This is a genomic window from Mycobacterium sp. URHD0025 (assembly GCF_000426065.1).
Taxonomy (GTDB): domain Bacteria; phylum Actinomycetota; class Actinomycetes; order Mycobacteriales; family Mycobacteriaceae; genus Mycobacterium.
Window position 1 is genome coordinate 761,095 of sequence record NZ_AUEQ01000001.1, and the last position, 23,699, is coordinate 784,793.

Below are 23,699 nucleotides of genomic sequence, written 5' to 3' on the forward strand. Positions count from 1 at the left end.
GGTTATTCGTGAGGTCCTGGCTGGCCGTGCTGTTGACGCTGCTGGTGGCGGCGGGGCTCACCGCTTGCCGGACCGGAGACCGCCCGTGGTCGGATGCGCCGTTCGCCGCCCCGATGCGGCCGGCGTTCGGCGCGCGGGTCACCGACGGCAAGCTGGAGATATGGGTGCCGCCGGGCTGCGTCGGGGTGCGGTCGGTGGAGGTCGGGTTTGGATTTGGCCCGAAGCTCGTGTTGACCGATACCTCCGGTACGGCGACGCTCGACCGGTTCACCGTAGGTGGACCCTATCCGGGTCTGACCGTGACGGAAGCGCCGCCGCCTGACTTCGATTGGCGCGCAGTCGAGTATCTGTTTCTCGATGTGCAGTCCACGCCCGGGGGATACCCCGCGACTTCCCGGATGGGCGATATCATCGCCGGATCGGACAGTCACCCGGCCGATACCTTCCTCTTCGATGGCGTGGGCTGGCTCGACCCCGCGGGTGTCGACCAGAAAGAGGGCAAGGAGTTCGAAGGTGTGTGCACGCCGCAAGAGAAGTGATGCGGCGTCGGCCCTGTGCCTCACTGAGCTGGACACCAAGTAGATGACAAGTGGTCGCGGCGATGCTGTGCGCCGAGAATTCGCATCGGCCGCTGAACACGATTCCTGGGAGGACCCCGAATGACCCTGACCGACCTTCCGCACGAGGGCCTGGACGACGCCCTGGAAGGGTTACGCGCCCATGTCGCCGCGCCTGTGGCACTGCCCGGGGAAGACGGTTATGAGCGTGCCTCCCCGTGGAATGTGGCGGCCACCGTAAAGCCCGCGGCGGTGGTATTGGCGTCCTCGGCCTACGACATTGCCAACACCGTGGGCTTTGCGGCCGCAAAGGGATACCGCGTGAGCGTCCAGGCCACCGGCCACGGCGCACTGTCGGTCGCCTCCGACACGATCCTGGTGGTGACCTCAGACATGACCGAGGTCACTGTCGATCCGGTCGCCCGCACCGCGCGGGTGGCGGCCGGGGCGACGTGGCAGCACGTGCTCGACGCGGCAACGCCGCACGGCCTGGCCGGGTTGGGTGGCTCAGCGCCCGGGGTCGGCGTCGTGGGATTCCTGACCGGCGCGGGCATCGGTCCGTTGGTACGCACCGTCGGGCTCTCGTCGGATTACGTGCGGGCCTTCGAGTTGGTCACCGGCGCAGGGAAGTTGCTGCGCGCGACGCCGGAGGAGAATGCGGAGCTGTTCTGGGGGCTGCGCGGCGGGAAGTCGACGTTGGGCATCGTCACGGCCGTCGAGATCCATCTACTGCCGATTACCGAGTTCTACGGTGGTGCAGTCTATTTCGACGGTACCGATGCCGCGGTGGTGCTCCGTGAGTGGGCCCGCTGGTGTGCTGATCTGCCCGAGTCCGTCTCGACTTCGATCGCGCTGCAACAGCTTCCGCAGCTGCCCACACTTCCCGAGCCGCTGGCCGGCCGCTTCACGGTCGCGGTACGCTACGCCGCACTCGGCGACTTTGCCGAGGCCGAACGACGCCTGGCGCCGATGCGGGCGATCGCCACGCCGGTGCTCGACACCGTGGCGGTGATGCCGTACGCCGCGATCGGCGCGGTGCATGCCGATCCCACCGACCCGATGCCGATGTACGAACAGCACACGCTGCTGCGGGAATTGACCGCGGAGACCGTCGAGGTACTGCTGGATGCGGCCGGGCCGGATTCGGGTTCGGTGCAGACCATCGTCGAAGTCCGCATGCTCGGCGGGGCGTTGACGCGTGAGGGGCGACATCGCAGCGCTTTCTGCCACCGTGACGCGGCTTTCGCGGTGTCCACCGTCGGTGTCCTGGCGCCTCCGATGGCCGATGCCGTGGGGCCTCAGGCCGGCGCACTGATGGTGGCGCTGTCGCAATGGTCCAGCGGCGGCCAGTTGGCCAATTTCGCGCCCTCTGAGGACGCGGGGCGGGCTGTTCGGGTCTACGACGAGGAGACCCGGCACTGGCTGGCCGCCCTGGCTGAGCGGCACGATCCGGCGGGCGTGTTCCGCTGCGGCCAGGTGGTGCGTTCCGAGGGCTGACTTCCGGTGGTTTTCGTACCGAAAACCACCTCTGATCACCCGATTTGGAGCTCTGGTTAAGACCCCGGTAATCTTGTATTTGCAACGCGGGGTGGAGCAGCTCGGTAGCTCGCTGGGCTCATAACCCAGAGGTCGCAGGTTCGAATCCTGTCCCCGCTACCAACGAGAATGGCCCCCGGAGGAAACTCCGGGGGCCATTCTCTATTGCATGGGCGGTCACATCGGCCGGCTCGCCGAGGCGAACAGGTTGATCCCGGTCGCTTCGCGCCGCACCTCCACTGGTGCGTCGCCGAACTCCGATTGCGCGTAGAGATTCAACAAGTCTTGTGGTGAACGGTGGATCAGTTTCCAGTCGAGCAGATGGTCCATGAAGGCTCGGTCGGGGTTGCCGATGTCGAAGTTGCCGACGATGGCTGTGCCACCGGGCCGCAGGCAGTGGAATATCCAGTCGAGCAGCTTGATGACGAGATGATCGGCCAGGTAGTCGATGAGGCCGATCGAATACACGAGATCCTGCTCGGCCAACTCGAGCGTCTGGCGGCCCAGCGCGACTTTGACGACGTTGGCTTGCAGGAACGAGACCCGTCCGGTCACACCCACGCTGTGGGCGATGCTCTCGGCGTAGGCCAGTGCCTGCTCGTCGATGTCCAGGCAGGTGGCGATGATGTCGGGGTGGTCCGGCTCGCTGAAGACGTCGAAGATCTCGCGGGCCGGTCCGCAGGCCAGGCTGGTGATGGCGGTTGGCCTGCCGTGGCGGGCCCGCGCGGCATCGACGATGATGTCCCGCAGTAGCTTTCGGCGATTCTTGACCGCGCGGGAGGCGGGAATATCGAGGAACCAGCGGTCGACGTAGGGGCCGAGTCTGCGTACTCCGTCCGGTTGGTCGTCGTAGACCATCTGCAAGGTCAGGTAGTCACCGGCATAGCCGCGGGGCTTGGTGTATGACCGGTCGATGAGGGTGCTCAACCCCAAATACGGGTACGTCTCCCGGTGTACGAAGGCGCCCATCTCGTCCGTGCCGGGCGTACCCGTCCGCAAGTGGATGTGAATCTGATCGGACAGCGCATTGCAGGCGGAGGTCACTCGTGATTGCACTTCATCGTTCGTGGCACGACCGTCGATGATCAGTCTGTCCACGGCCGTCATGGCCGCCTTGAAACTGGCCGCGGTGAGCGCAAGCGGATGCGGCATCCCGTTGGCAGACATAGGGAATGAGGCGATGGTGCGGTCATGGAGCGGTGCCGCGTCGGTGATCGTCATTGCCTGATGCTTTCGTCCCGCCGGCGCGATGTATGCAGTAGTGCACTACTCAATTTCTGCCGGCGTCAATTTTTGTGGTGGCACGCAGCCCGAAAACTGGTTTCCCTCATGTCGGGTGCCCCACCTACCCTGGGTGGCTGCGAAGACGAAGTCTCGGGGGAGACAGGGAGAGGTAATGACGACGGGCCCGAGCACGGGGGAGACCGCGACGCAGCCGCGCGCCCTGGCGAGCGCAAATGTCATCATCGCGCTGTTGGTGGGGTCAGCGTTCGTGATGATCCTCAACGAGACGATCATGAGCGTCGCGCTTCCGGCTTTGATCGTCGATCTCGACATCTCCGCGAGCACGGCGCAATGGCTGACCAGTGGCTTCCTGTTGACCATGGCTGTGGTCATCCCGATGTCGGGCTCGCTGTTGCAGCGCTTCCCGGTGCGCAGCATCTACCTGGCGTCGATGGCCTTGTTCTGTACCGGCACGCTGGTCGCCGCGTTGGCGCCCGGATTCGCGGTCCTGCTGATCGGACGGATCGTGCAGGCCTGCGGCACCGCGGTCATGATGCCGTTGTTGATGACGACGGTCATGACGTTGATCCCGGCCGATCGGCGCGGCCAGATGATGGGCACCATCTCGATCGTCATCGCCGTCGCGCCGGCCATCGGGCCCACGCTGTCGGGGTTCATCCTGGGCTCGCTCGACTGGCGGTGGATGTTCTGGATCGTGCTGCCCATCGCGTTGGCGGCGGTCAGCGCCGGACTGGCATGGCTGCGGGTCGGCGATGAGCGCGAAGAACCGACCCCGATCGATCCCATCTCGGTACCCCTGTCGGCGATTGCGTTCGCGGGCTTGGTGTTCGGGCTGTCGCTCATGGGTGAGTCCGCTCACGGCCGGCAGTCGATGCCCGCGTGGGTGCCGATGACGGTCGGTGCGGTGGCGATGGTGGCATTCGGTGCGCGTCAGATACAGCTGCAGCGGCGTGACCGCGCGTTCCTGGATCTGCGGCCGTTCACCTACCGTCGTTTCTCCGTGTCGCTCGGCCTGGTGGTTCTCGGCTTCATGGGGTTGTTCGGCGCGATCATCATGGTGCCGCTGTACGTCCAGGACGTGTTGAAGCAGAGCGCGTTGGTGGCCGGGCTGGCGACGCTGCCGGGCGGCCTGCTGATGGGGTTGGCCGGTCCGCTGGTCGGTCGGGCATATGACCGGCACGGCGCCCGGGTGCTCGTCGTGCCCGGTTCGGTGCTGTTGTGTGTGTCGTTGTGCGGATTCACGCTGTTGTCGGCGGCGTCGCCGGTATGGGAACTGGTTGGGCTGCAGACGATCATGATGCTGGGCTTGTCGATGATGTTCACCCCGTTGATGACCGACGCGCTCGGTGTCCTGCCCGACCGGCTCTATTCGCATGGCAGTGCCATCTTGACGACGCTGCAACAGGTTGCGGGGGCGGCGGGCACGGCCCTGTTCGTGACGGTCATGACCAAGGCCTCGCAATCCGGTGGGGCTCCGGATCTGCCGGGTGTGCACGCGGCGTTCACCGTGGCGGCGTTGATCAGTCTGATCGCGGTGGTCACGTCGTTCTTCACGGCGCCGCGTCCGAGTCCCGCGGGCGGTACGCCGACGCACTGACGTCGGCCTCAAACGTTCCTCACGACGTGCGGCCGTAATCGAGTAGTGCATTACTCGTGCGTGATGCCGTGACGCGGCTGACAGTGGATGTGTCCCGTCAACCGGGGACATCGGCACGCGACACAGGAGTTCGACATGAGCTGGAGATGGACTGGCAATCACGGGGACGCACCGTCTGCGGCAGCCGCGGCGACCGCATCGGGAGCGGGCCCCGGCGAGGCGATCTTCGAGGTCAACGACGGCGGCACCGTCGGCCTCTACATCTTCGACAACCACACCGGAACGGGTGGACGCGCGTGGCACTGGACCGGCAATCATGCTGACGCCCCGTCGGCGGTCGCCGCCGCCAACGCTGTCGGCGCCGGCCCGGGTGAGGCCGTGTACGCGGTGAACGACGGTGGCACGGTGGGCCTTTACCTGCTCACCTGAACTCCCTCGCCTCAGCGCAACCGGCGATCCCGGATGCGTTGAGGCGAGGTGCGGCACAATCGAACCCGTGCAGAAAGTCGTGATCATCACCGGCGCGGGCAGCGGCATCGGCCGCGCGACCGCCCAGGCGCTGCTGGCCGCCGGTCACCGGGTGGTGCTGGCGGGACGTCGTCCCGAACCGCTGAGGGCCGTCGCCGACGGGAACCCGAACGCGCGGGTCGTGCCGACCGACGTCACGGATTCAGCCTCGGTGCAGGCGCTGTTCGCCGATACGGTCTCCAGCTTCGGACGTGTCGATGTGCTGTTCAACAACGCAGGTGTGTTCGGGCCATCGGCTTCGATCGCCGACATCGACGACGAGCGGTGGCACTCCACCTGGCGCACCAATATCGACGGCGCGGTGTTCTGTGCCCGCGAGGCCGCCCGTGTCATGGCCGCCCAGTTGCCCAGGGGCGGACGGATCATCAACAACGGGTCGATCTCCGCTCACCGGCCCCGCCCCAACAGCCTGGCCTACACCGTCACCAAACACGCGATGAGTGGCTTGACCGCGTCAATGTTGTTGGATCTGCGCGATATCGACATCTGTGTCACGCAGATCGACATCGGCAATGCCGCCACCGACATGACTGCCGGTTTCAGTCACCAGACCTTGCAGGCCGATGGAAGTCTCGCGGCCGAGCCGACATTCGACGTCGAGCATGTGGCCCGCGCCATCGCGCATCTCGTCGAGCTGCCGCTGGAGGTGTCGGTGCCGTCGCTGACCGTGATGGCCCGGGCCATGCCGTACTTCGGCCGCGGCTGACGGTTCCACCCCGTAAGAACAACAGAGCCGGAGGCCTTCGGGCCACCGGCTCTGGACAGCGGAATCGCTATGTCAGTGAACTGAATCCTGAAGCTCGTACCGCTGGGCGACTGCGATCAACTCTTCGCGAACCGACGAGTCGGGCAGTTGGTTGATCCGCGCGTAGAGGCGGCGCCGCATGTTGGCCCGCTTCTGGTTTGCACGAAACTGTGCGAACGACATCCTTCTCACTCCTTTGAGCGCCCGGATCGCGGGCACTCGACTTGTTGTTGACATCCACACATCGGGGGTCGCCCGAAGAAAAATGGGACTCCTCCATGCTCGCTGTCAGCGCGGATTAAAACCAATTCTTAGAGTGTGAGTTTGGCTACAGCGCAATCTGTTTGGCTGCGAAGGCGTGCTCGCGGTCACAGTGGGTCCCGGGGGTGATGCCGATGACCGCAGAAACGCCGGACCGCGGGTGTGGCCACGTGGCTGTCCCGGGGAGTAAGACTGCTTCTGTGGGGCTCACCGTGCGAGATCTGGCCGAGGTCGACAGTCTCGGTCTGGTGTTGGTGGCCGGAGGGCGAGGCGCCGACCGCGACATCTCGTGGGCGCATGCGATCGAGCTGCCCGATCCGACCCCGTATCTGGCCGGCGGTGAGTTGGTCATGACGACGGGCATCAACATCGGTGCCGACGCCGTCGCGCAATCTGACTATGTTGCGCGCCTCGCCGCGGCCGGGACGGCGGCGCTGGCCGTCGACACCGGCACCACCATCGCCGATGTACCGCCTGCCGTGCGGGCCGCCGGCGACGAATTCGGGCTGCCGGTGCTGGAGGTGCCGGCGTCGACGCCCTTCATCGCGATCGCCCGGGTGGTGGTCGACGCGCTCAAGGCCGACGAGTTGCGTTCGGTACAGCACGTGGTGGACGCGCAGGAGGTGCTTGCCCGGGCGACGTTGCGCGGCGGAATCCAGGGCGTGGTCGGCGCGCTGGCCGAGTGCCTGTCGGCCACCGTCGTGGTGGTCGACACCGGCAGCACCGTCTTGGCGGCCGCGGGCAGCGCGCAGGAGCGGTTGATCGCTGTGATCGGTGAGCGGGCGGGTTCGACGCGTCGCCACGGCGCTCACGTCACCGTCGACGGGGATGCCTATGTCACGATCCAGAATCTTCGGGCCGCCCAGCCGGTCCGCGGTCAGCTCGCGGTGCGTACGCCCGGCCCGATGTCGAATGCCGACCGTCTGCTGGTCGCTCATGCGGTGTCGCTCATCTCCATTGCGATCGAGAAGCCGGCGCGGGTCATCGACGCCGAGCAGCTTCTGCGGATCGCGGTCACCCGAGAAATGCTCACCGGTTCCGGAGCTGCCGACAATGCGGTGTTGCGCTACTTCGGTTTCGAGCCCGACGGTGACGTGGTCGTGGCATCGTTCACCGGGACAGGGCCGGTGCTGGCAGCCGAGCACGTACTGGGCCGTGTGCTGACCACATTTCTGATGGCCCCGACGGGTGACGAGATCGTGATCGTGGTTCCCGCCGCCGGGAGCCGACGGCGCATTCGCGCCGTCGTCGACGAACTCGAACAGCAGCCGGGCGTGACGGTCAGCGGGGGAATGAGCCGACCTGCCCGTCTGGCGGATCTGCACACGGCCGTGGAGCAGGCCCGCATAGCAGCGCATTCCAGCGCCGGGCGGTTCAGCGAATTCGAGGAACTCACGCCGATGGGTGTGCTGCTCGACGGCCGCAGCTCCGCCGAATTACGTCTGTTGGCAGCGCCATTGGACTCGTTGACCGGCGCGGACGAGTTGATTCCCACCCTGGCCGCCTTCCTCGCACGCAACGGTCAGATGGAGGCCGCCGCCGCCCAGCTCGCGGTCCATCGCCACACCATGCGCAACCGGATGCGGCGCATCGGTCAGTTGCTCGGCGACGACCTGGAATCGGCCGACACCCGGGCTCAGCTGTGGCTGGCCCTCAAGGCGTGGCAGCTGCTGGCGTCTCGGCGACCGGGCTGAGGTCGTCGCCGCCGAGTCGAGGCGGCGCGCTGCGATAGGTGACCGGTGTCGCCGACAACGTGATCGGGTTGGCCACTTGGGGTGTGGAGGTTCCGGGCACCGAGACAGTCGCCTCGATTCCGAGCTGCCGAGCGAAATCGAAGGCCTCCGCCAGATCGTTGATCGGCCCGGCGGGCACACCGGCGGCGGTCAGCACCGAATACCAATGGTCGGCACCATGGTCCTTCAGTGCTGTTTCGATGATGGGGCACAACACATCCCGATGAGCTACCCGCTGCGGGTTGGTACCGAACCGCGGGTCGTCGGCCAGCCGTGGTTCGCCGATGGCGGCGACGAAGGCGCGGAACTGCTTGTCGTTGCCGACGGCGACCGCGATCGGACGGTCGGCGGTATCGAACGTCTGATACGGGGTGATGCTCGGATGCCTATTGCCCATCATCTGCGGCACCGCACCCGCGCCCAGATACCCGGAGGCCTGGTTCACCATGGAGGACAACAAAACCGAGAACAGGTTGGTGTCGACCCGCTGGCCGACTCCGGTGCGATCGCGATGCGCCAGCGCCGCCAGGATTCCGCTCAGCGCGTGCAGGCCGGCCAGCACGTCGACCAGGGCCACGCCGGCCTTGGTCGGATCGCCGGGTTCGGTTCCGGTGACGCTCATCAGGCCGCCGACCGCCTGGACCAGGAGGTCATAGCCTGGCAACTCGGCGCCTCCGTCGCGACCGAATCCCGTGATCGAGCAGTAGATCAGGTCGGGACGGATCGCGCGCAGGTCCTCGTAGCCCAGTCCCAGTTTCTCCATGGTGCCCGGCCGGAAGTTCTCCACCACGATGTCGGCGCCGGCCACCAGCGATCTGGCCCGGTCACGGTCGCCCTGATCGGTCAAATCCAGCACGACCGACCGCTTGTTGCGGTTGACGGCGTTGAAATACGTTGCCACGCCGGATGAGTCGTAGGGCGGTCCCCAGGCGCGGGTGTCGTCGCCGGTTCCCGGTCGTTCGACCTTGATCACCTCGGCCCCGAAGTCGCCGAGCATCATCGTCGCGTACGGTCCGGCCAGTACCCGGCTGAAATCGACGACGACCACACCGTCCAGGGCGCTCATCAGTGCCTTCTCTTCTTCACGCAAGCGCTCATCAGCGCGTTCTCTTCTTCGCGCAAGCGCTCATCAGTGCGTTCTCTTCTTCACGCAAGCGCTCATCAGTGCGTTCTCTTCTTCGCGCAAGCGCTCATCAGCGGAACGCCGCCTGACCCGTGAGTGCCTTGCCGATCGACAGCAGGTGCATCTCGGAGGTGCCCTCGTAGGTGAGCACGGATTCCAGGTTGTTGGCATGGCGCAGCGGTGAGTATTCGAGGGTGATCCCGCTGCCGCCCAACAGGGTCCGGCATTCGCGAGCGATGGCCAGGGCTTCGCGGACGTTGTTGAGCTTGCCCAGGCTGATCTGCTCGGGCCTGGTTCCCTCGGCATCCTTGATCCGGCCGAGGTGGATCGCCAGCAGCATTCCCTTGCCGAGCTCGACGGTCATGTTGGCCAGCTTTTCCTGGGTGAGCTGGTAGCTGGTCAGCGGCTTGTCGAACACCTCCCGCGAGCCGGCGTAGTCGATCGCGGTCTCCAGGCTGTCGCGGGCCGCGCCCAGCGAACCGAACACGATGCCGAACCGGGCCTCGTTGAGGCACGACAGCGGCGCGGACAGGCCCTCGGCCAGCGGCAGTTGCGCTGAGGCCGGCAGCCGCACGTTGTCAAGGACGAGCTCGGAGGTCACCGAGGCCCGCAGCGAGAGCTTGCGATGAATCTCGTTGGCGGTGAAGCCCGGCGTGTCGGTGGGTACCAGGAATCCCCGAATGCCGTCATCGGTCTGGGCCCACACCGTGGCCACATCGGCCAGGTTGCCGTTGGTGATCCACATCTTGGTGCCGTTGAGCACCCAATCGGTCCCGTCGCGGCGGGCCCGGGTGCGCATCCCGGCTGGGTTGGAGCCGAAGTCGGGCTCGGTCAGGCCGAAGCAGCCGATCGCGTCACCGGCGGCCAGTCGGGGCAGCCATTCGTTCTTCTGTTCCTCGGAGCCGTAGCGGTAGATCGAGAACATCGACAGCGAGCCCTGCACGGAGACGAAGCTGCGAAACCCACTGTCGCCGGCTTCCAGCTCCATGCACGCCAGGCCGTAGCTGACGGCATTGGTGCCCGCACAGCCGTAACCCTGCAGGTGCATGCCGAGCACGCCGAGCTTGCCGAACTCCTTGGCCAATTCCCGCGGCAACGTGGCCTCTTCAAACCACTCACCCACATTCGGCCGCAGCCGGGTATCGACGAACTGCCGCACCGTCGCGGCGATATCGCGCTCGTCCTGATCGAGCAGCCGGTCGGTGTCGAACAACTCCAGCGGCCGGTAGATGGACTTCTTGGCAGCCGGTGCGGCGGTGGCGGTCATGGGTCAAGGCTAGATTTGCCGGGTAAATATGCCTATGGCCGGTTCGTACAACGCTGTGGGCATGGTTGTCCGATATGGCGTTCTGGCCGCCTCGATGCGGGGAATTACCGCCTGGTGGGGTGGCCTATGCTCGGTGCGGCGAACGGCGTGGCCCCAGGGTGTTCTCGTCCGTCATTGACCGGCGAACACGGCCCAGGGGAAGTTCAGCGTGCAGGCGATTGTTGGCGATCGGGTCCGCGTACCCGCTGCGACGCGTCGGGTTCGTGACGACCTGATCGGACTGAGCGGCGTCGCCATCGTGATGGTGGTGGTCTGCCACATCTGGTTCGGTCGGGCGCCCGGCGGACTGGACGTCCTACTGGTCCTGTCCGGCTTCTTCATCGGCGGTCGCGTACTCCGCGGCGTCGGCACGGCGGGCCCGGCGGCGCTGGTGGCCGAATCGGGACGGGTCGCGCGCTGGCTGCTGCCTCCGTTGGTGCTCGTGGTGGTGGTGAGTGCGGTGGGCACCGTGCTCGTCCAGCCGCAGACCCGGTGGGAGGCATTCGCCGATCAGACATTGGCCGGCCTGGGCTTTTACCAGAACTGGCAGTTGCTGCAGTCGGCCGACGACTATGTGCAGGCCGGTGAAGCGGTGACGCCGCTGCACCACCTGTGGGCCATATCGGTCCTGGGTCAGTTCACGCTCGCGTTCTTCCTGCTCGCCGGTGCGGTCATCGTGCTGACGCTGCGTCGAGGTCATGGTGCGCGCCGCAGGATCCTGGTGGCCGCGGCCGGGATCGGGGCGGCGGCATCGCTGTTCTACGCGCTCACCACGCAGTCGGACAACCCGATGCTGGCCTACTACAGCACCACCGCCCGGGCCTGGGAGCCGCTGGTGGGAGTGCTCGCCGCGGCTGTGGTCTCCGGACCGGCGCGAAGGATCGGGTGGCCCGGCTGGTTGCGGGCGGGTGCGGCGATGGCCGGGCTCGGGTCGATCCTGGTGTGCGGCGTGCTCACCGACCGGACCGTGCAGTCCCCGGGCATCTGGACGGTGATTCCGGCGGCGGCGACGGTGCTCATCATTCTGAGCGCGGCCACGGGGACGTCGCCGAGGACGACGGAATTCCTGCGCGCACGCCCGCTCATCGCCATCGGGGCAGTGGCCTATCCGCTGTACCTGTGGCATTGGCCGTTGCTGATCTTCTGGCTGGCCACCATCGACGACGATTCCGTCGGCTTGGCCGGCGGCATCGTGATCATGCTGGTTGCGGGGCTGCTGGCGGTTCTGACCGCGCGGTGTGCCCAGCTGCCGTGGCGTCGCGGTCCCGGTATGCGGATGGTGTCGGGCGCGGTTGTGCTGCTGGTCGCGGTACTCCTCGTAGCGACGTCGCTGATGTGGCAGGGCCATGTCGCATTGGCTCGCACGAGCGGTGCGGAACTCGGCATGCTCCCGATTCGCGACTACCCGGGCGCGCAGGCGCTCATCGAGAGTCGTCGGGTCGCGAAGTTGCCGGTCCGCCCGAGTGCACTGGAGGCCGATGACGATATCCCGCCGTCATCGGTCGACCATTGCGTCACGGGGTTCACCGGTGATGACGTCATGACGTGTGTATACGGCGACCCCAAAGGTGCCCACACCATTGCGCTGGCCGGTGGGTCGCATTCGGAGCACTGGCTGACCGCGTTGAACCAGATCGGGCGTCAACACGGTTTCAAGGTGACCACCTACCTGAAGTTCGGCTGCCCGCTGACCACCAAACGCGTGCCGGTCATCGCGGGATCGTCGGACACCTATCCCTCCTGCCGGACGTGGTCCGACAATGCGCTGGCGCGGATCATCGCCGACCGCCCGGATTATGTGTTCTTCACGTCGACGCGCCCGATCCTCAACAGCCCGGGCGACTACGTGCCCGACTACTACCTTGGGATCTGGGATGCGTTGTCCGCCAACGGGATCCCGATGCTCGGCATACGTGATACCCCGTGGATGATCCGGGACGGCTGGTTCTTCTCACCCGTCGACTGTCTGTCGAAAGGCGGAGACGCCGACTCCTGCGGGTTGCCGCGCGACGAAGCGCTGGCCCAGCGCAATCCGACCCTCGATCACCTGACCGACTATCCGCTGATGAAGGCCCTCGACCTCACAGATGCGGTGTGCAGGCCCACCATCTGCCGCGCCGTAGAAGGCAACGTGCTGGTGTATCACGATGCCCACCACCTGTCGGCGGCCTACGTGCGCACGCTCACCACCGAGTTGGCGCGGCAGATGTCCGACGCCCTCGGATGGTGGTAGCGCTTACTCGACGATCGCTTACTCGACGATGAAGACGGGGATCTGCCGGGTGGTCTTGGTCTGGTACTCCGCGTACGGCGGGTAGGCCTCGACTGCCAGCTTCCACCAATGCTCGCGCTCCTCGCCGGCCAGTTCGCGCGCGGTCAGGGAAGCGGTCTTGTCGCCGTCCTGCACCGTGACGGCCGGGTTGGCCTTGACGTTGAAGTACCAGGACGGGTGCTCCGGGTCACCGCCCTTGGATGCCACCATCGCGTAGCGGCCGTTCTCCTCGACGCGCATCAGCGGCACGTACCGCTTCTTGCCGGACTTCGCACCCGTCGTCGTGAACAGCACGATCGGGCGGTCCAGCACCTCGATGCCGTCGGTGGTGCCTTGTTCCAGGATGCGTTGGGTCTGGTCACGTACCCAGTCGGTCGGGCTCAGTTCGGCATGTTCAGTCACGCACCCCGCAACACCGGCGACCGCGAAGATATTCCCCGTTCAACGCAGCTTCAGCACCACTTTGCCCTTCGCGCTGCGGTTCTCCAGCGACGCGATGGCCTGCGCCGCCTGCTCGAGCGGGTACACCTGCGGTTGCGGTGCGGGCACCGCCCCGGACGCCAGCAGCGGGTGCAGTTCGGCCCACTGCTCCTGCAGGTAGCCGGGGTGGGAGAACGTCCAGGCGCCCCAGCCCGCGCCGATCACGTCGACATTGTTGAGCAACAGGCGGTTGACCTTGACCGTGGGAATCTCACCGCCGGTGAATCCGACGACCAACAGGCGGCCACCCACGGCCAGCGACCGCAGCGAGTCGGTGAAGCGGTCGCCGCCGACGGGGTCGAGGACGACATCCACTCCGCGGCCGTCGGTGAGTTCCTTTACCGCCTCCCGGAATCCGTCGGCCAGCACCACATCCGACGCTCCTGCGGCCCTGGCGATCTCGGCCTTCTCCTCGGTCGACACCACCGCTATGGTGCGCGAGGCGCCCAGCGCCGGAGCCAGTCGCAGTGCGGAGGTGCCGATGCCTCCTGCCGCGCCGTGCACCAGGACGGTCTCGCCCTCGGCCAGCCGGCCCCGGGTCCGCAATGCGAACTGCACGGTCAGGTCGTTGAACAGGATGCCCGCGCCGGCCTCGAACGAGACCGTGTCCGGCAGCGCGAACACCCGCTCGGCGGGCAGCGCCACCACTTCGGCCATACCGCCGGACAACATGGTCAGGCCCAGCACCCGGTCACCGGCGCGGACATGCGCACCGGCCGGAGCGCTGCGGACCACGCCGGCGATCTCGGCGCCCGGGGTGAACGGCACATCGGGCTTGTACTGGTAGAGCCCGCGGGTGAGAAGGGCGTCGGGAAAGGCGACTCCGGCGGCGTGGACGTCGATCAGCACGGTGTCGCCGGAGTCACCGTTCGGTTCCTCCACCTCGGTCACCCGCACCGCATCGGGACCGTCGAGGGCGGTGATCTGTGCTGCACGCATCGGTGTCTCCTTCTGGTGGGTCGCCAGCCAATTGTGACAGGTGTCAAGTCGGTGGTTAGCATCACCGGATGCGCAACGCCCGCGCTGCCGTGGTGCTCGATGTCGGAGCCGATCCGCAGCTCACCGACGTCCAGGTGCGTGAGCCAGTGGGTGACGAAGTGCTCGTCCGTATCGACGCGGTGGGCATCTGCCACACCGATGTGAGCGTGGCGGCGCGGTTTCGCAGGTTGCCGATGGTGTTCGGTCACGAAGGTGCGGGGACCGTGGTCCAGGCCGGGCCGGACGCCGTAGCCCGGATCGGCGACCAAGTGGTGCTCACCTTCGCCAGTTGCGGCACGTGCCCCAACTGCCGGGCCGACGCCCCGGCCTACTGCGAGCGATCCACCGACCTCAACATGCGCGGCAGCCGTCCCGACGAGTCCAGCGCGCTGCACCGCGACGGCGCCCCGATCGGCGGCGGCTTTTTCGGCCAGTCCAGCTTCTGTACCTACGCGATCGCCGGTAGCCGCAATGCCGTGGTGCTGCCGGAGCCGATCGATCCCGCGCTGGCCGCCCCGCTGGGTTGCAGCGTGCAGACCGGTGTGGGTGCGGTGCTCAATGTGATTGCGCCGCAACCCACGGACGCGCTCGTGGTGTTCGGTGCGGGCGCCGTCGGACTCTCGGCGGTGATGGGCGCTCGCATCGCGGGCTGCCGCACCGTCATCGCGGTCGACCCGATCGCCCAGCGGCGCACGCTGGCAACCGAATTGGGTGCCACCGCGACCATCGACCCCGTCGCCTCCGATGCCGCCGCGGCGGTGCTCGACCTGATCGGGGGAGCGGCAGCTGTCGTAGACACCACCGCGCGGCCCGACGTCCTGGCCGCCGCGGTCGGCGTGTTGCGCGAGCGCGGCACACTGGCGCTGCTGGGTCTGGGCGCGTTGACGGCCGAGCTGCCCGTCGCGGCGATCATGGGCAAAGGCCTGACCGTGCGCGGTGTCGTGGAGGGCGACAGCGAACCGCAGACATTCATCCCGCGACTGGTCGATCTGCACCGTCGTGGCGAACTTCCGCTCGACACATTCGTGACCCGCTACCCGTTCGACGACTTCGACCGGGCCTGGGCCGCCGCCAAGGCCGCTGACGTCGTCAAACCGGTGTTGATCACCGCGGCGGTAGGCTCGTAAATCTCAGTTTCAATCGGCAACGACGCCAACGATCGGAGCATCATGACCCTTCCCCAGCTACCACCGGGGCGCCCTGTGCAGGTTCGCGCCGTCGACGGTGTGCGGTTGCACGCCGAGGTGTTCGGGCCCGAGGACGGCCGTCCGATCGTGCTGGCCCACGGCATCACCTGTGCCATCGGGGTCTGGGCCCATCAGATCGCCGATCTCGCCACCGACTACCGCGTCATCGCCTACGACCACCGCGGGCACGGTCGCAGCGACGCTCCCCGCGGGCGCGATCGCTACAGCCTCAACCACCTCGCCGCCGACCTCGACGCGGTACTCGACGCCACGCTCAAGCCGGGTGAACGGGCGCTCATCGCCGGCCACTCGATGGGCGGCATCGCGATCACCTCGTGGTCGCAGCGCTATCCGGCCCAAGTGGCTGCCCGCGCCGACGCCGTCGCGCTGATCAACACCACCACCGGGGACCTGGTGCGGGACGTGGAACTGCTGCGGGTGCCCGCGCCGTTGGCGGCGACCCGCATCCGGGCTGCCGGTACCGCGATCAGGACCTTGGGCGGGGCACGGATGCCCCGGATCACCGAGCGTCCCAACAAGCGGCTGGTCGCGCGTCTGGCAGTGGGCCACGACGCCGACCCATGGGTCTCGGAGTTCGTCTATCGACTGTTCGCCGAGACGCCGGCCGCCGGACGCGGCGGCTGGGCCCGGGCACTGGTCAACAGCGTTGGGCCGCAACATATCTCACTGAAGAACCTGTCGGTACCGACCCTGGTGGTCGGTAGCGCCAAGGACCGCCTGCTGCCCATCGGCGCCGCCCGCCGCATCGCCGCCGACGCTCCGAACTTGAGCGCCTTCGTCGAGATGCCCGGCGGGCACTGCGCCATCCTGGAATGCCCGGCACAGGTGAATGCCCAATTGCGGGCGCTGGCCGAATCAGTCGTGTCGCCGCGGGCGGCGGATCGAGCGGTCAGCCAGTAAGCCGGCCCGCGACTTCGGCGGCCGCGCGCCGGCCGGACCGGACCGCTCCGTCGAGGAATCCGGTCCACTCGTCGGCGGTTTCGGTGCCCGCCCAGTGGATGCAGTCCACCGGTTCGCGCAGCCACCGACCGTACTGAGTCCACGATCCCGGCGGTACCGCCGCCGTCGGGCCGCCCGGTGCGAATTGTTCTGCGCTCCAACACTGGTCGATGTAGTCGATCGGCTTCAGCGCCGCGTCGCCGAACAGGGTGGCGAACCCGGACAGTGCTTGCTCGCGCCGTTGATCCGGTGTGAGCCGGTCGAAGGTGCGGGCATCGGTGAACCCGAGCAGGATCCCGGGGCCGCCGTCGCCCGGGCTGACGTCGAAGGTGATGAACACCGGCCCCTCGTCGGACAATGCCTCACCCGAACAGCCGTTGGCGCGCCAGAACGGTCGTTCGTAGGCGGCGTAGGCCTTGCTGAGATTGCCCTGCGGCCAGTTCTCGGCCAGTTCGGTGTAGGGCTGGGGCAGTGGCGGGTTGAATTCGATACCGGTCCGGTGTTGGGGCGGGATGGCCACGATCACCGCGCGTGCGTGTACTTCGCCGGCCGGGCCGCTCACCGCCACACTGCCGTCGGGGCGGCGCTCGATGGCGGCGACAGGAGCGTTGAGCAGGACTCGATCTCCGAGTTGCTCGGCCATCTTCACGGCGATCTGCTGGCTTCCGCCGGGAAAACGATCCTGTTGCGCGCCGCCGCGGACATCGAGCATGCGGTCCAGCCCGCCCGCGGCCTTGACGTAGCGGGCGGCGTGCAGCATCGACACCTCGTCGGGTTCGGCACCCCAGGTGACCCGGGACATGATCGCCATGAGGTTCCGGGTCGAGGCGTTGGCACCGGCCGAGCGCAGCCATTGCTCCAGGGTGAGCTCGTCGAGTTTCTGGGCGTTGGAGCTTTTCCACGGCTCGTTGGTCCGGATCAGCCGGCAGAGCCGTTCGAAGCGCCACTGGATGCGGGAGACGTCGAACAGTTCCATCATCGACAGCCGCGGGATGGTGCTCCGGTAGGAGCGCACCCGCCCGTGCCACAGGATCAGATTCTTGCCGCGGTCGTAGGTGGGCACCGTGCGGCACCCGAGTTCGTTGGCCAGCGCCAGCACCGCATCCTGGGTAGGGCCGACGAACGTCCCGCCCAGGTCCACCGGCACGTCGGCGATCAGGGCGGTCGACGAGCGTCCACCGACGCGGTCGCGGCCCTCCAGCACCACCACCTGATGTCCGAGCCCGACGAGCGCCCGGGCGGCGGTCAAGCCGGCGAAACCGGCGCCGACCACGACGACGTCGGTGTTCGTTGGGATGCTCACCTGTCTAGGCTCTCACGCGTGAAGGTCATGACAGCGTTGTTCGGCCCGCAAGACGCCATCGAGCGGGCCACGGCCCTGCGTGAGGCAGGTGCCAGTGGGGTGTTCACCTTCGAGGGTCCCCACGATGTGTTCACCCCATTGACGCTGGCTTCCACGGTCGGCGGCCTCGATCTGATGACCAATGTGGCAATTGCCTTTCCCCGCAACCCGATTCATCTCGCACACCAGGCCATCGACCACCAGATCCTGTCCGGCGGCCGATTCACGCTGGGGCTCGGCACGCAGATCCGCACTCAGATCGAGAAGCGGTTCGGCGCGGAGTTCGATCACCCGGTGGACCGGATGTCCGAGTTGGTCGCCGCGTTGCGGGCGATCTTCGCGGCCTGGGACACCGGCGAGCGGCTGGACTTCAGAGGCCGGTACTACCGGCACACCTTGATGACTCCGACGTTCACGCCGCGGGACAACCCGTACGGTTCGCCGCCGATCTATGTCGGTGCGCTGGGGCCGCGGCTCACCCGGGCCACCGCGCAGTTCGCCGACGGTCTGCTGGTCATGCCGTTCGGGTCCAAGCGGTTCCTGCACCAGGCCACGATGCCCGCGGTGCGTGACGGGCTCGCCGCCGCCGGACGTGCCGAGGGGGAGTTGACCATCGTCCCGGAGATCATCGTGTCGGCGGAGTCCGAGAAGGACCCGAACCACGACGCGGCGCGACGCCTGCTCGCCTTCTACGGCTCAACCCCGTCCTACCGGCCGGTGTTGGAGGTGCACGGCTGGGGTGATTTGCAGCCCGAGCTCAATGCGCTGTCCAAACAGGGCCGCTGGCAGGAGATGGGTTCGCTGATCAATGACGAGGTGCTGCACACCATCGCGGCGTGCGGCAGCCCCGCCGACATCGCCGCCCACATCCGGGACCGCGTGGCCGGCGTGTCCGACCGGATCTGCCTGTATCAACCGGGTCCGATCGAGGTGAATTCGCTTGCCCAGATCGTCGACGCGCTGCGCGACTGAGCGCATAGGGTGGTACTGAGCGGGACCAAAGGAGGTTCGCCATGGACGACGCGCGTCGGGCTGCGGATCCGGACTATTCGGATGTGCTCATCATCGGGGCCGGCATCTCAGGGTTGGGGGCGGCCTACCGGGTCCACGAGAAGAACCCCGCGCTGACCTACACCATCCTGGAACGCCGGGAGCGGATCGGTGGCACCTGGGACCTGTTCCGCTATCCCGGGATCCGCTCGGACAGCGACATCTTCACGCTGAGCTTCCCGTACCAACCGTGGACCAAACCCGAGAACGTGGCCGACGGCGACGACATCCGGGACTACCTCACCGAGACGGCTCGGGTGCACGGTATCGACCGCAATATCCGGTTCAACACCCATGTGCTGTCGGCGGATTGGGATTCGGGCACCGACACCTGGACCGTGCGGACCGAAGAGGACGGCCGGCCGGGGACCTACCGGTGCCGGTACCTGTTCTGCGGCACCGGCTACTACAACTACGACGAGCCGTACACTCCCGAGTTTTCCGGCATCGAGACCTTCGCCGGCGACGTGGTCCACCCGCAGTTCTGGCCCGAGTCGCTGGACTACTCGGGCAAGCGCGTCGTGGTGATCGGCAGCGGTGCCACGGCGATCAGCCTGGTGCCCGCGTTGGCCGAACAGGCCTCCCATGTGACGATGCTGCAGCGCTCGCCCACCTACATGATGTCGATGCCGCGCATCGATCCGATGGTGCAAGCCATCCGGAAGATCCTGCCGCGCAGGGTATCCCACCAGGTGGTGCGGTTCCGCAATGCGATGATCCACGTGCTGATGTATTTCGTGTTCCGCAAGGCGCCCAAGTTCGGGCGGTGGCTGATCCGCAACCGGACCATCGCCGCATTGCCCGAGGGTTACCCCGTCGACGTGCACTTCAAGCCGCGGTACAACCCGTGGGACCAGCGGTTGTGCCTGGTGCTCGACCGAGACCTGTTCCAGCACATCGGCCACGGCCACGTGGACGTCATCACCGATCACATCGACCACGTCGACGGCACAGGGATCGTGCTGAAATCCGGCGCGCGCGTTGACGCCGACGTGATCGTCACCGCGACCGGTCTGCAACTTCAGGCGCTCGGCGGGATCAGGCTCGCGATCGACGGTCACGAGGTCAAGCCCACCGAGCGGTTCGTCTACAAGGAATTTCTGCTGGAGGATGTCCCGAACCTGGCGTGGTGCATCGGTTACACCAACGCCTCGTGGACGCTGCGGGCGGACATGACCGCGCGGGCATTCGCGAACCTGTTGGCCTACATGGGCTCTCACGGCTACACCCACGCCTATCCGCACAAGGGTGCGGCGCCGATGCCGGAGAAGCGGACGTGGGACCTGGAGGCCGGCTACATCCAGCGTTCAGAGCATGCGCTGCCGCGTTCGGGCACCAAGCGGCCGTGGCACGTCCGGCACAACTATGTGCTCGATGCCATCGACCACCGCTTCGACCGCATCGAGGAGTCGATGGTCTTCGGCCGGGCCCCGGTCGTCGCGGAGGCTAGCGAGGCCGTCTCCTGAACACCGCCGTGATCGCCGTCGTCGGCGTGTTCTTCGCGGGCATGGGTGTGTACGCCCTGGCGGCTCCCGCCGCGATTCTGCGGCCGTTCGGGTTCCGTATCGACAGCGCGCCGACCCGCGCCGAAGTGCGGGCTGTGTACGGCGGGTTCGGTGTGGCGATCGCCGGCGTGCTGGGTTACGCGATCGCGACGCCTGGCCTACGCACCGGGATCGTGGTCACGGTCGGCGTGGCGCTGGCCGGGATGGCCTTCGGCCGCATCGTGTCCGGGGTGCTCGGCGACCGAACGTCGTTCTATCCCAATTGGTTCTACTGCTTGGTCGAAGCGATCGGCGCGGGCGCGCTGTTCTTGGCCGCCTGAGTTTCCTCCGCGAGCAGTCCCCGCTTGGAGAGACCGCTCGCGGCGGGAGTGATTCAGGGGGCGACGGTGAGCCAGTCGGCGAAGCCGGACGGATCGTGACGCCCGAGCGCACCGTGCTCGAACAGGCCCCAGCCCTCGACAGGCGCGCGATTGCCCTCGGTGCACACCGCCCGCCCGACGTGGTCGATCACGCCGAAGGCGGCCCGGCCGACGACGGCCGGATCGGTCATGTCGTAGGTGCGCCGTTCGGTGAACTTCTCGCCCTTCCACACGCCGTGGATCCAGTCGACGTCGCCGCCGTAGCCGCCACCGACGTGAATCGGCACGGGCAGTTTGGATTCCACGTCGAACCGCACGGGGGTGCCGTCGAGCGCGGTGGCCTCGATGGTGGCGCCCGTCGGGATCCGGGTGCCCGAGCGGTAGTGGATCTTGATCCGCGGCCAGCCGAGTTGCTCGACGCGGCCGTCCTTCCAGACCCGCGTGCAGTCGTTGAGTGAGCGGAACCCGTTGGGCTCTTCCTGGATGATGAGGACGAGCGCGAAGTCGTCGAACGCCATCGGCACGTACAGCCACCACATGCCCTCGAACGGCGGGTCGGCCGGGCGTCCGGCGGGCTCGGCCTCACCGATCGGCCGGATACCCCAGGACCGGTCGCGCGAGCCGATCCAGGTGTCCGGGTCGACGTCGATGCGCTGGCCATCGATCTCCAGATAGCCACTCCAGGAACCCAATTGGGCGAAGCGTTGGGCATCGAGGGTGACCCGGTTGCCTTGACGCATCAGGTGCGGCTGCTCTTGGACGACGTCGAACAGCCCGTTCCAGGTGAGATCCGCGGCGATGCCCTCGGTTTCCTCCAGCACGATGCGAACCTTGTGCAGCGGCTCGGGCACCTCGACCCGATAGCCGCCGACATGCTGGTTGAGCCGGTCCTGATCGATCGCATCGGACAGATGCACGGCTGTCTGTTCATTTCCGCGGCGCACAAGGAAATAGGCGTCCTTCACCCCGAGGTTGGGGTAGTAGCCGAGTCCGGTGATGACAAAGATGTCGCCGGTGCGATCGTGGGCGTTGAAATACGAACGGTCGTAGAAGTTCCGGTCCGACGATCCGGGCCAGGCGATCGGTTGTGGGGTTTGATGTACCGGGAATTCGTCCATCGGGCCGAGCATTTAAGACTCCTCAATGAGACGCCGCAGCAACGGCGCATGGTAGAACATGGTCTCGACGTTGTCGGGCTTCTCGGCCTCGCCGAAATGCACGCGCCGGGCGCCGGTACGCATGAACACGCAGCACCAGATGACGCCCGAGTAGATGTAGAACCACCGAAGGTCGCCGAGCTCCGCCCCGGTCAACTCGCGATAGGTGGCCCGGACATCCTCTTCGCGCATCACATCGGGCAGGCCCGGCAAGCCGGCCATGCCGGACAGTTCCTGAAACACCATGTGGGCAAAGATGATCCAGGAGACGTCGAGTTCGCGCGGGCCGATGGTGGCCATTTCCCAGTCGAGTACGGCGGCGGGGCGGAAGTCGTCGTACAGCACGTTGCCGATGCGGGAATCGCCCCAGGTCAAAACGCTTTCCGAGGCGGCGACATCGGCGGGGAAGTTGTCCTCGAGCCATTGCAGCGCCTGCTCGACCAGCGGGGAACGGCCGATGTCGGGTACCGAGAACTCGTACCAGTCCTTGAGCCAGCCGAAGCGGCGGTCCAGTGGTGTATCACCTGGCGGATCGACCTCGGAAAGAAACGCGAATCGTTGTGCGGCATCAGGGATCGCGTGCAGTTTCGCCAGGACGGCCACGGTGCTGTCCTGCAACGCGCGGCGGCGTTCCGCGGGGGCGTCGGCGAACCAGTTGTCGCCGAACGTGTATGGCATGACGTCCGGCGGCACCAGACCGTCGACGCGGTCCATCAGGAAGAACGGAGTGCCGAGCACCTCGCCGGTGGCGTCGATCCAGCGCACGTTGGGGACCGGCACATCGGTGAGTTCGCCTACCTGCCGCATCACCTCGAACTGGTGATCAAGCCGGTATGAGGAGAACACCGGAACGTCGTCCTGGGTGGGGGCGACACGGGCCACCCACTTCTGTTCCTTGGGCTCGCCGTCCTCTTCCCAGCGGCCGGTCAGCATGATCGTCTCGGACGACATTCCGTTCGAGTCGACCCCGCTTTCCACGGTGATCTCAGGGGCGGTGCCGCCCGGCATCACGGTGGACAGCCATTTCGACAGCACCGATGGCAGGGTGGTGACGTCACGGCTGGAGCGTTGCAGGTGGTCGACGTTCTCCACAGGAGCGTCCACGGCCTCGTTTGCCATTCAACTGTTCCTTACGGCCACAATTACGATACTGTTAGTAGCGTTATGAAAGCAGAGCCATCACCACTTGGCAAGACCGTCGGGGCGGGACGCCCCCGTGACCCGCGCATCGACGCTGCCATATTGCAGGCGACCACGGACCTGCTTGTCGAAATCGGTTATGCGAACCTGACCATGGCGGCGGTCGCCGAGCGGGCGCAGACCACGAAAACCGCGCTGTACCGGCGGTGGTCGAGCAAAGCGGAGTTGGTGCACGAGGCGGTGTTCCCCGCGGCCGCGACCGCACTGACGGCGCCGGCCGGTGACATCGCCGCAGATATCCGGGCGATGATCGGTGCCGCCCGCGACGTGTTCACCAGTCCGGTGATGCGGGCGGCGCTGCCCGGACTGGTGGCCGATGTCGTCGCCGACACCGACTTGAACGCCCGGGTGATGCAGCGGTTCGCCGGGACCTTCGTCACGGTGCGCGCCAGGATCGTCGACGGCATCGTGCGGGGCGAGGTCCAACCGGACGTCGACCCGGACCGCCTGGTGGAGCTCATCGGTGGGTCGACCATGCTGCGGATGCTGCTGTGGCCCGAACGCGAACTCGACGACGAATGGGTGGCGCAGACCGCGGCGATCCTGGTGCACGGGGCCACCGTCGGCAAGTAGCGGCT

Annotated in this window: 22 protein-coding genes and 1 tRNA gene; 14 read left to right on the forward strand and 9 right to left on the reverse strand. The window is 66.9% G+C overall.

Annotated features, from left to right (window positions below):
• The first annotated feature begins 8 nt into the window (after window positions 1-8).
• The 3 genes from H977_RS0103640 (at window position 9) to H977_RS0103650 (ending at window position 2,216) form a co-directional block, all read left to right on the forward strand.
• Window positions 9-539: a hypothetical protein gene (locus tag H977_RS0103640; protein WP_029106581.1), complete on the forward strand. Its 531-nt coding sequence runs from the start codon at window positions 9-11 to the stop codon at window positions 537-539.
• A gap of 120 nt (window positions 540-659) precedes the next feature.
• Window positions 660-2,054, forward strand: a complete 1,395-nt coding sequence (locus H977_RS0103645) for an FAD-binding oxidoreductase (RefSeq protein WP_029106582.1) — start codon at window positions 660-662, stop codon at window positions 2,052-2,054.
• A gap of 85 nt (window positions 2,055-2,139) precedes the next feature.
• Window positions 2,140-2,216 (forward strand) — tRNA-Met (locus H977_RS0103650).
• Window positions 2,217-2,270: 54 nt separating this feature from the next.
• Here the strand turns inward: H977_RS0103650 and H977_RS32455 are convergent.
• Window positions 2,271-3,314 (reverse strand): class I SAM-dependent methyltransferase, encoded by a 1,044-nt coding sequence (locus H977_RS32455; protein WP_051288607.1) that lies wholly within the window; start codon window positions 3,312-3,314, stop codon window positions 2,271-2,273.
• A gap of 175 nt (window positions 3,315-3,489) precedes the next feature.
• On the opposite strand from H977_RS32455, the gene H977_RS0103660 reads away from it, so the two are divergent.
• The 3 genes from H977_RS0103660 (at window position 3,490) to H977_RS0103670 (ending at window position 6,169) form a co-directional block, all read left to right on the forward strand.
• Window positions 3,490-4,935, forward strand: a complete 1,446-nt coding sequence (locus tag H977_RS0103660) for a DHA2 family efflux MFS transporter permease subunit (protein WP_029106583.1) — start codon at window positions 3,490-3,492, stop codon at window positions 4,933-4,935.
• Between the two features lie 135 nt (window positions 4,936-5,070).
• Entirely contained in the window at window positions 5,071-5,364 is a 294-nt protein-coding gene (locus H977_RS0103665; protein ID WP_029106584.1) for a hypothetical protein, read from the forward strand.
• Window positions 5,365-5,422: 58 nt separating this feature from the next.
• Window positions 5,423-6,169: an SDR family oxidoreductase gene (locus H977_RS0103670; protein WP_029106585.1), complete on the forward strand. Its 747-nt coding sequence runs from the start codon at window positions 5,423-5,425 to the stop codon at window positions 6,167-6,169.
• Between the two features lie 72 nt (window positions 6,170-6,241).
• Here the strand turns inward: H977_RS0103670 and H977_RS35155 are convergent, their stop codons facing one another.
• Window positions 6,242-6,391 carry a hypothetical protein gene (locus H977_RS35155; protein WP_155946479.1) on the reverse strand — a complete coding sequence of 50 codons (150 nt, stop codon included), beginning with the start codon at window positions 6,389-6,391 and terminating at the stop codon, window positions 6,242-6,244.
• A gap of 278 nt (window positions 6,392-6,669) precedes the next feature.
• Here H977_RS35155 and H977_RS0103680 point away from each other — a divergent pair, with 278 nt between their 5' ends.
• Window positions 6,670-8,163, forward strand: a complete 1,494-nt coding sequence (locus H977_RS0103680; protein WP_029106586.1) for a PucR family transcriptional regulator — start codon at window positions 6,670-6,672, stop codon at window positions 8,161-8,163.
• Here H977_RS0103680 and H977_RS0103685 read toward each other — a convergent pair.
• Both H977_RS0103685 and H977_RS0103690 read right to left on the reverse strand, forming a co-directional pair.
• Window positions 8,123-9,268, reverse strand: coding sequence for a CaiB/BaiF CoA transferase family protein (locus H977_RS0103685; protein ID WP_036474848.1), 1,146 nt, complete (start codon window positions 9,266-9,268; stop codon window positions 8,123-8,125). The genes H977_RS0103680 and H977_RS0103685 overlap by 41 nt on opposite strands.
• Before the next feature lie 127 nt (window positions 9,269-9,395).
• Complete coding sequence (locus H977_RS0103690; RefSeq protein WP_029106588.1) at window positions 9,396-10,592, reverse strand: acyl-CoA dehydrogenase family protein; 1,197 nt, start codon at window positions 10,590-10,592, stop codon at window positions 9,396-9,398.
• Window positions 10,593-10,800: 208 nt separating this feature from the next.
• On the opposite strand from H977_RS0103690, the gene H977_RS0103695 reads away from it, so the two are divergent.
• Window positions 10,801-12,864 (forward strand): acyltransferase family protein, encoded by a 2,064-nt coding sequence (locus H977_RS0103695; RefSeq protein ID WP_029106589.1) that lies wholly within the window; start codon window positions 10,801-10,803, stop codon window positions 12,862-12,864.
• Window positions 12,865-12,882: 18 nt separating this feature from the next.
• On the opposite strand, the gene H977_RS0103700 is transcribed toward H977_RS0103695, so the two are convergent.
• On the reverse strand, window positions 12,883-13,305 hold the full coding sequence (locus H977_RS0103700; RefSeq protein ID WP_029106590.1) for a nitroreductase family deazaflavin-dependent oxidoreductase: 423 nt from the start codon (window positions 13,303-13,305) through the stop codon (window positions 12,883-12,885).
• Window positions 13,306-13,344: 39 nt separating this feature from the next.
• A complete protein-coding gene (locus tag H977_RS0103705) occupies window positions 13,345-14,322 on the reverse strand; it encodes an NADPH:quinone oxidoreductase family protein (protein WP_029106591.1) in 978 nt (325 codons plus the stop codon).
• A gap of 68 nt (window positions 14,323-14,390) precedes the next feature.
• Between H977_RS0103705 and H977_RS0103710 the strand changes: the two genes are divergently transcribed.
• Both H977_RS0103710 and H977_RS0103715 read left to right on the forward strand, forming a co-directional pair.
• Window positions 14,391-15,488, forward strand: a complete 1,098-nt coding sequence (locus tag H977_RS0103710; protein WP_036474850.1) for an NAD(P)-dependent alcohol dehydrogenase — start codon at window positions 14,391-14,393, stop codon at window positions 15,486-15,488.
• A 42-nt stretch (window positions 15,489-15,530) separates the two neighbouring features.
• On the forward strand, window positions 15,531-16,469 hold the full coding sequence (locus H977_RS0103715; protein WP_029106593.1) for an alpha/beta fold hydrolase: 939 nt from the start codon (window positions 15,531-15,533) through the stop codon (window positions 16,467-16,469).
• Here H977_RS0103715 and H977_RS0103720 read toward each other — a convergent pair.
• On the reverse strand, window positions 16,459-17,811 hold the full coding sequence (locus tag H977_RS0103720) for a flavin monoamine oxidase family protein (RefSeq protein ID WP_029106594.1): 1,353 nt from the start codon (window positions 17,809-17,811) through the stop codon (window positions 16,459-16,461). The two genes, H977_RS0103715 and H977_RS0103720, sit on opposite strands and share 11 nt — an antisense overlap.
• Window positions 17,812-17,838: 27 nt before the next feature.
• Between H977_RS0103720 and H977_RS0103725 the strand changes: the two genes are divergently transcribed.
• From H977_RS0103725 to H977_RS0103735, 3 genes are read left to right on the forward strand one after another with little or no spacing between them, the layout of a single operon-like run.
• A complete protein-coding gene (locus tag H977_RS0103725) occupies window positions 17,839-18,822 on the forward strand; it encodes a TIGR03617 family F420-dependent LLM class oxidoreductase (RefSeq protein ID WP_029106595.1) in 984 nt (327 codons plus the stop codon).
• A 41-nt stretch (window positions 18,823-18,863) separates the two neighbouring features.
• Window positions 18,864-20,366, forward strand: a complete 1,503-nt coding sequence (locus H977_RS0103730; protein WP_029106596.1) for a flavin-containing monooxygenase — start codon at window positions 18,864-18,866, stop codon at window positions 20,364-20,366.
• Window positions 20,367-20,374: 8 nt separating this feature from the next.
• Window positions 20,375-20,725: a DUF4345 domain-containing protein gene (locus H977_RS0103735; protein WP_029106597.1), complete on the forward strand. Its 351-nt coding sequence runs from the start codon at window positions 20,375-20,377 to the stop codon at window positions 20,723-20,725.
• A 53-nt stretch (window positions 20,726-20,778) separates the two neighbouring features.
• On the opposite strand, the gene H977_RS0103740 is transcribed toward H977_RS0103735, so the two are convergent.
• Both H977_RS0103740 and H977_RS0103745 read right to left on the reverse strand, forming a co-directional pair.
• Window positions 20,779-21,894 carry an Rv3169 family protein gene (locus tag H977_RS0103740; RefSeq protein ID WP_029106598.1) on the reverse strand — a complete coding sequence of 372 codons (1,116 nt, stop codon included), beginning with the start codon at window positions 21,892-21,894 and terminating at the stop codon, window positions 20,779-20,781.
• The gene (locus H977_RS0103745; protein ID WP_029106599.1) at window positions 21,895-23,040 is read right to left on the reverse strand and encodes a phosphotransferase family protein; all 1,146 of its coding nucleotides are present in this window, start codon (window positions 23,038-23,040) and stop codon (window positions 21,895-21,897) included.
• A 45-nt stretch (window positions 23,041-23,085) separates the two neighbouring features.
• Here H977_RS0103745 and H977_RS0103750 point away from each other — a divergent pair, with 45 nt between their 5' ends.
• On the forward strand, window positions 23,086-23,694 hold the full coding sequence (locus H977_RS0103750) for a TetR/AcrR family transcriptional regulator (RefSeq protein ID WP_029106600.1): 609 nt from the start codon (window positions 23,086-23,088) through the stop codon (window positions 23,692-23,694).
• Window positions 23,695-23,699: the final 5 nt, after the last annotated feature.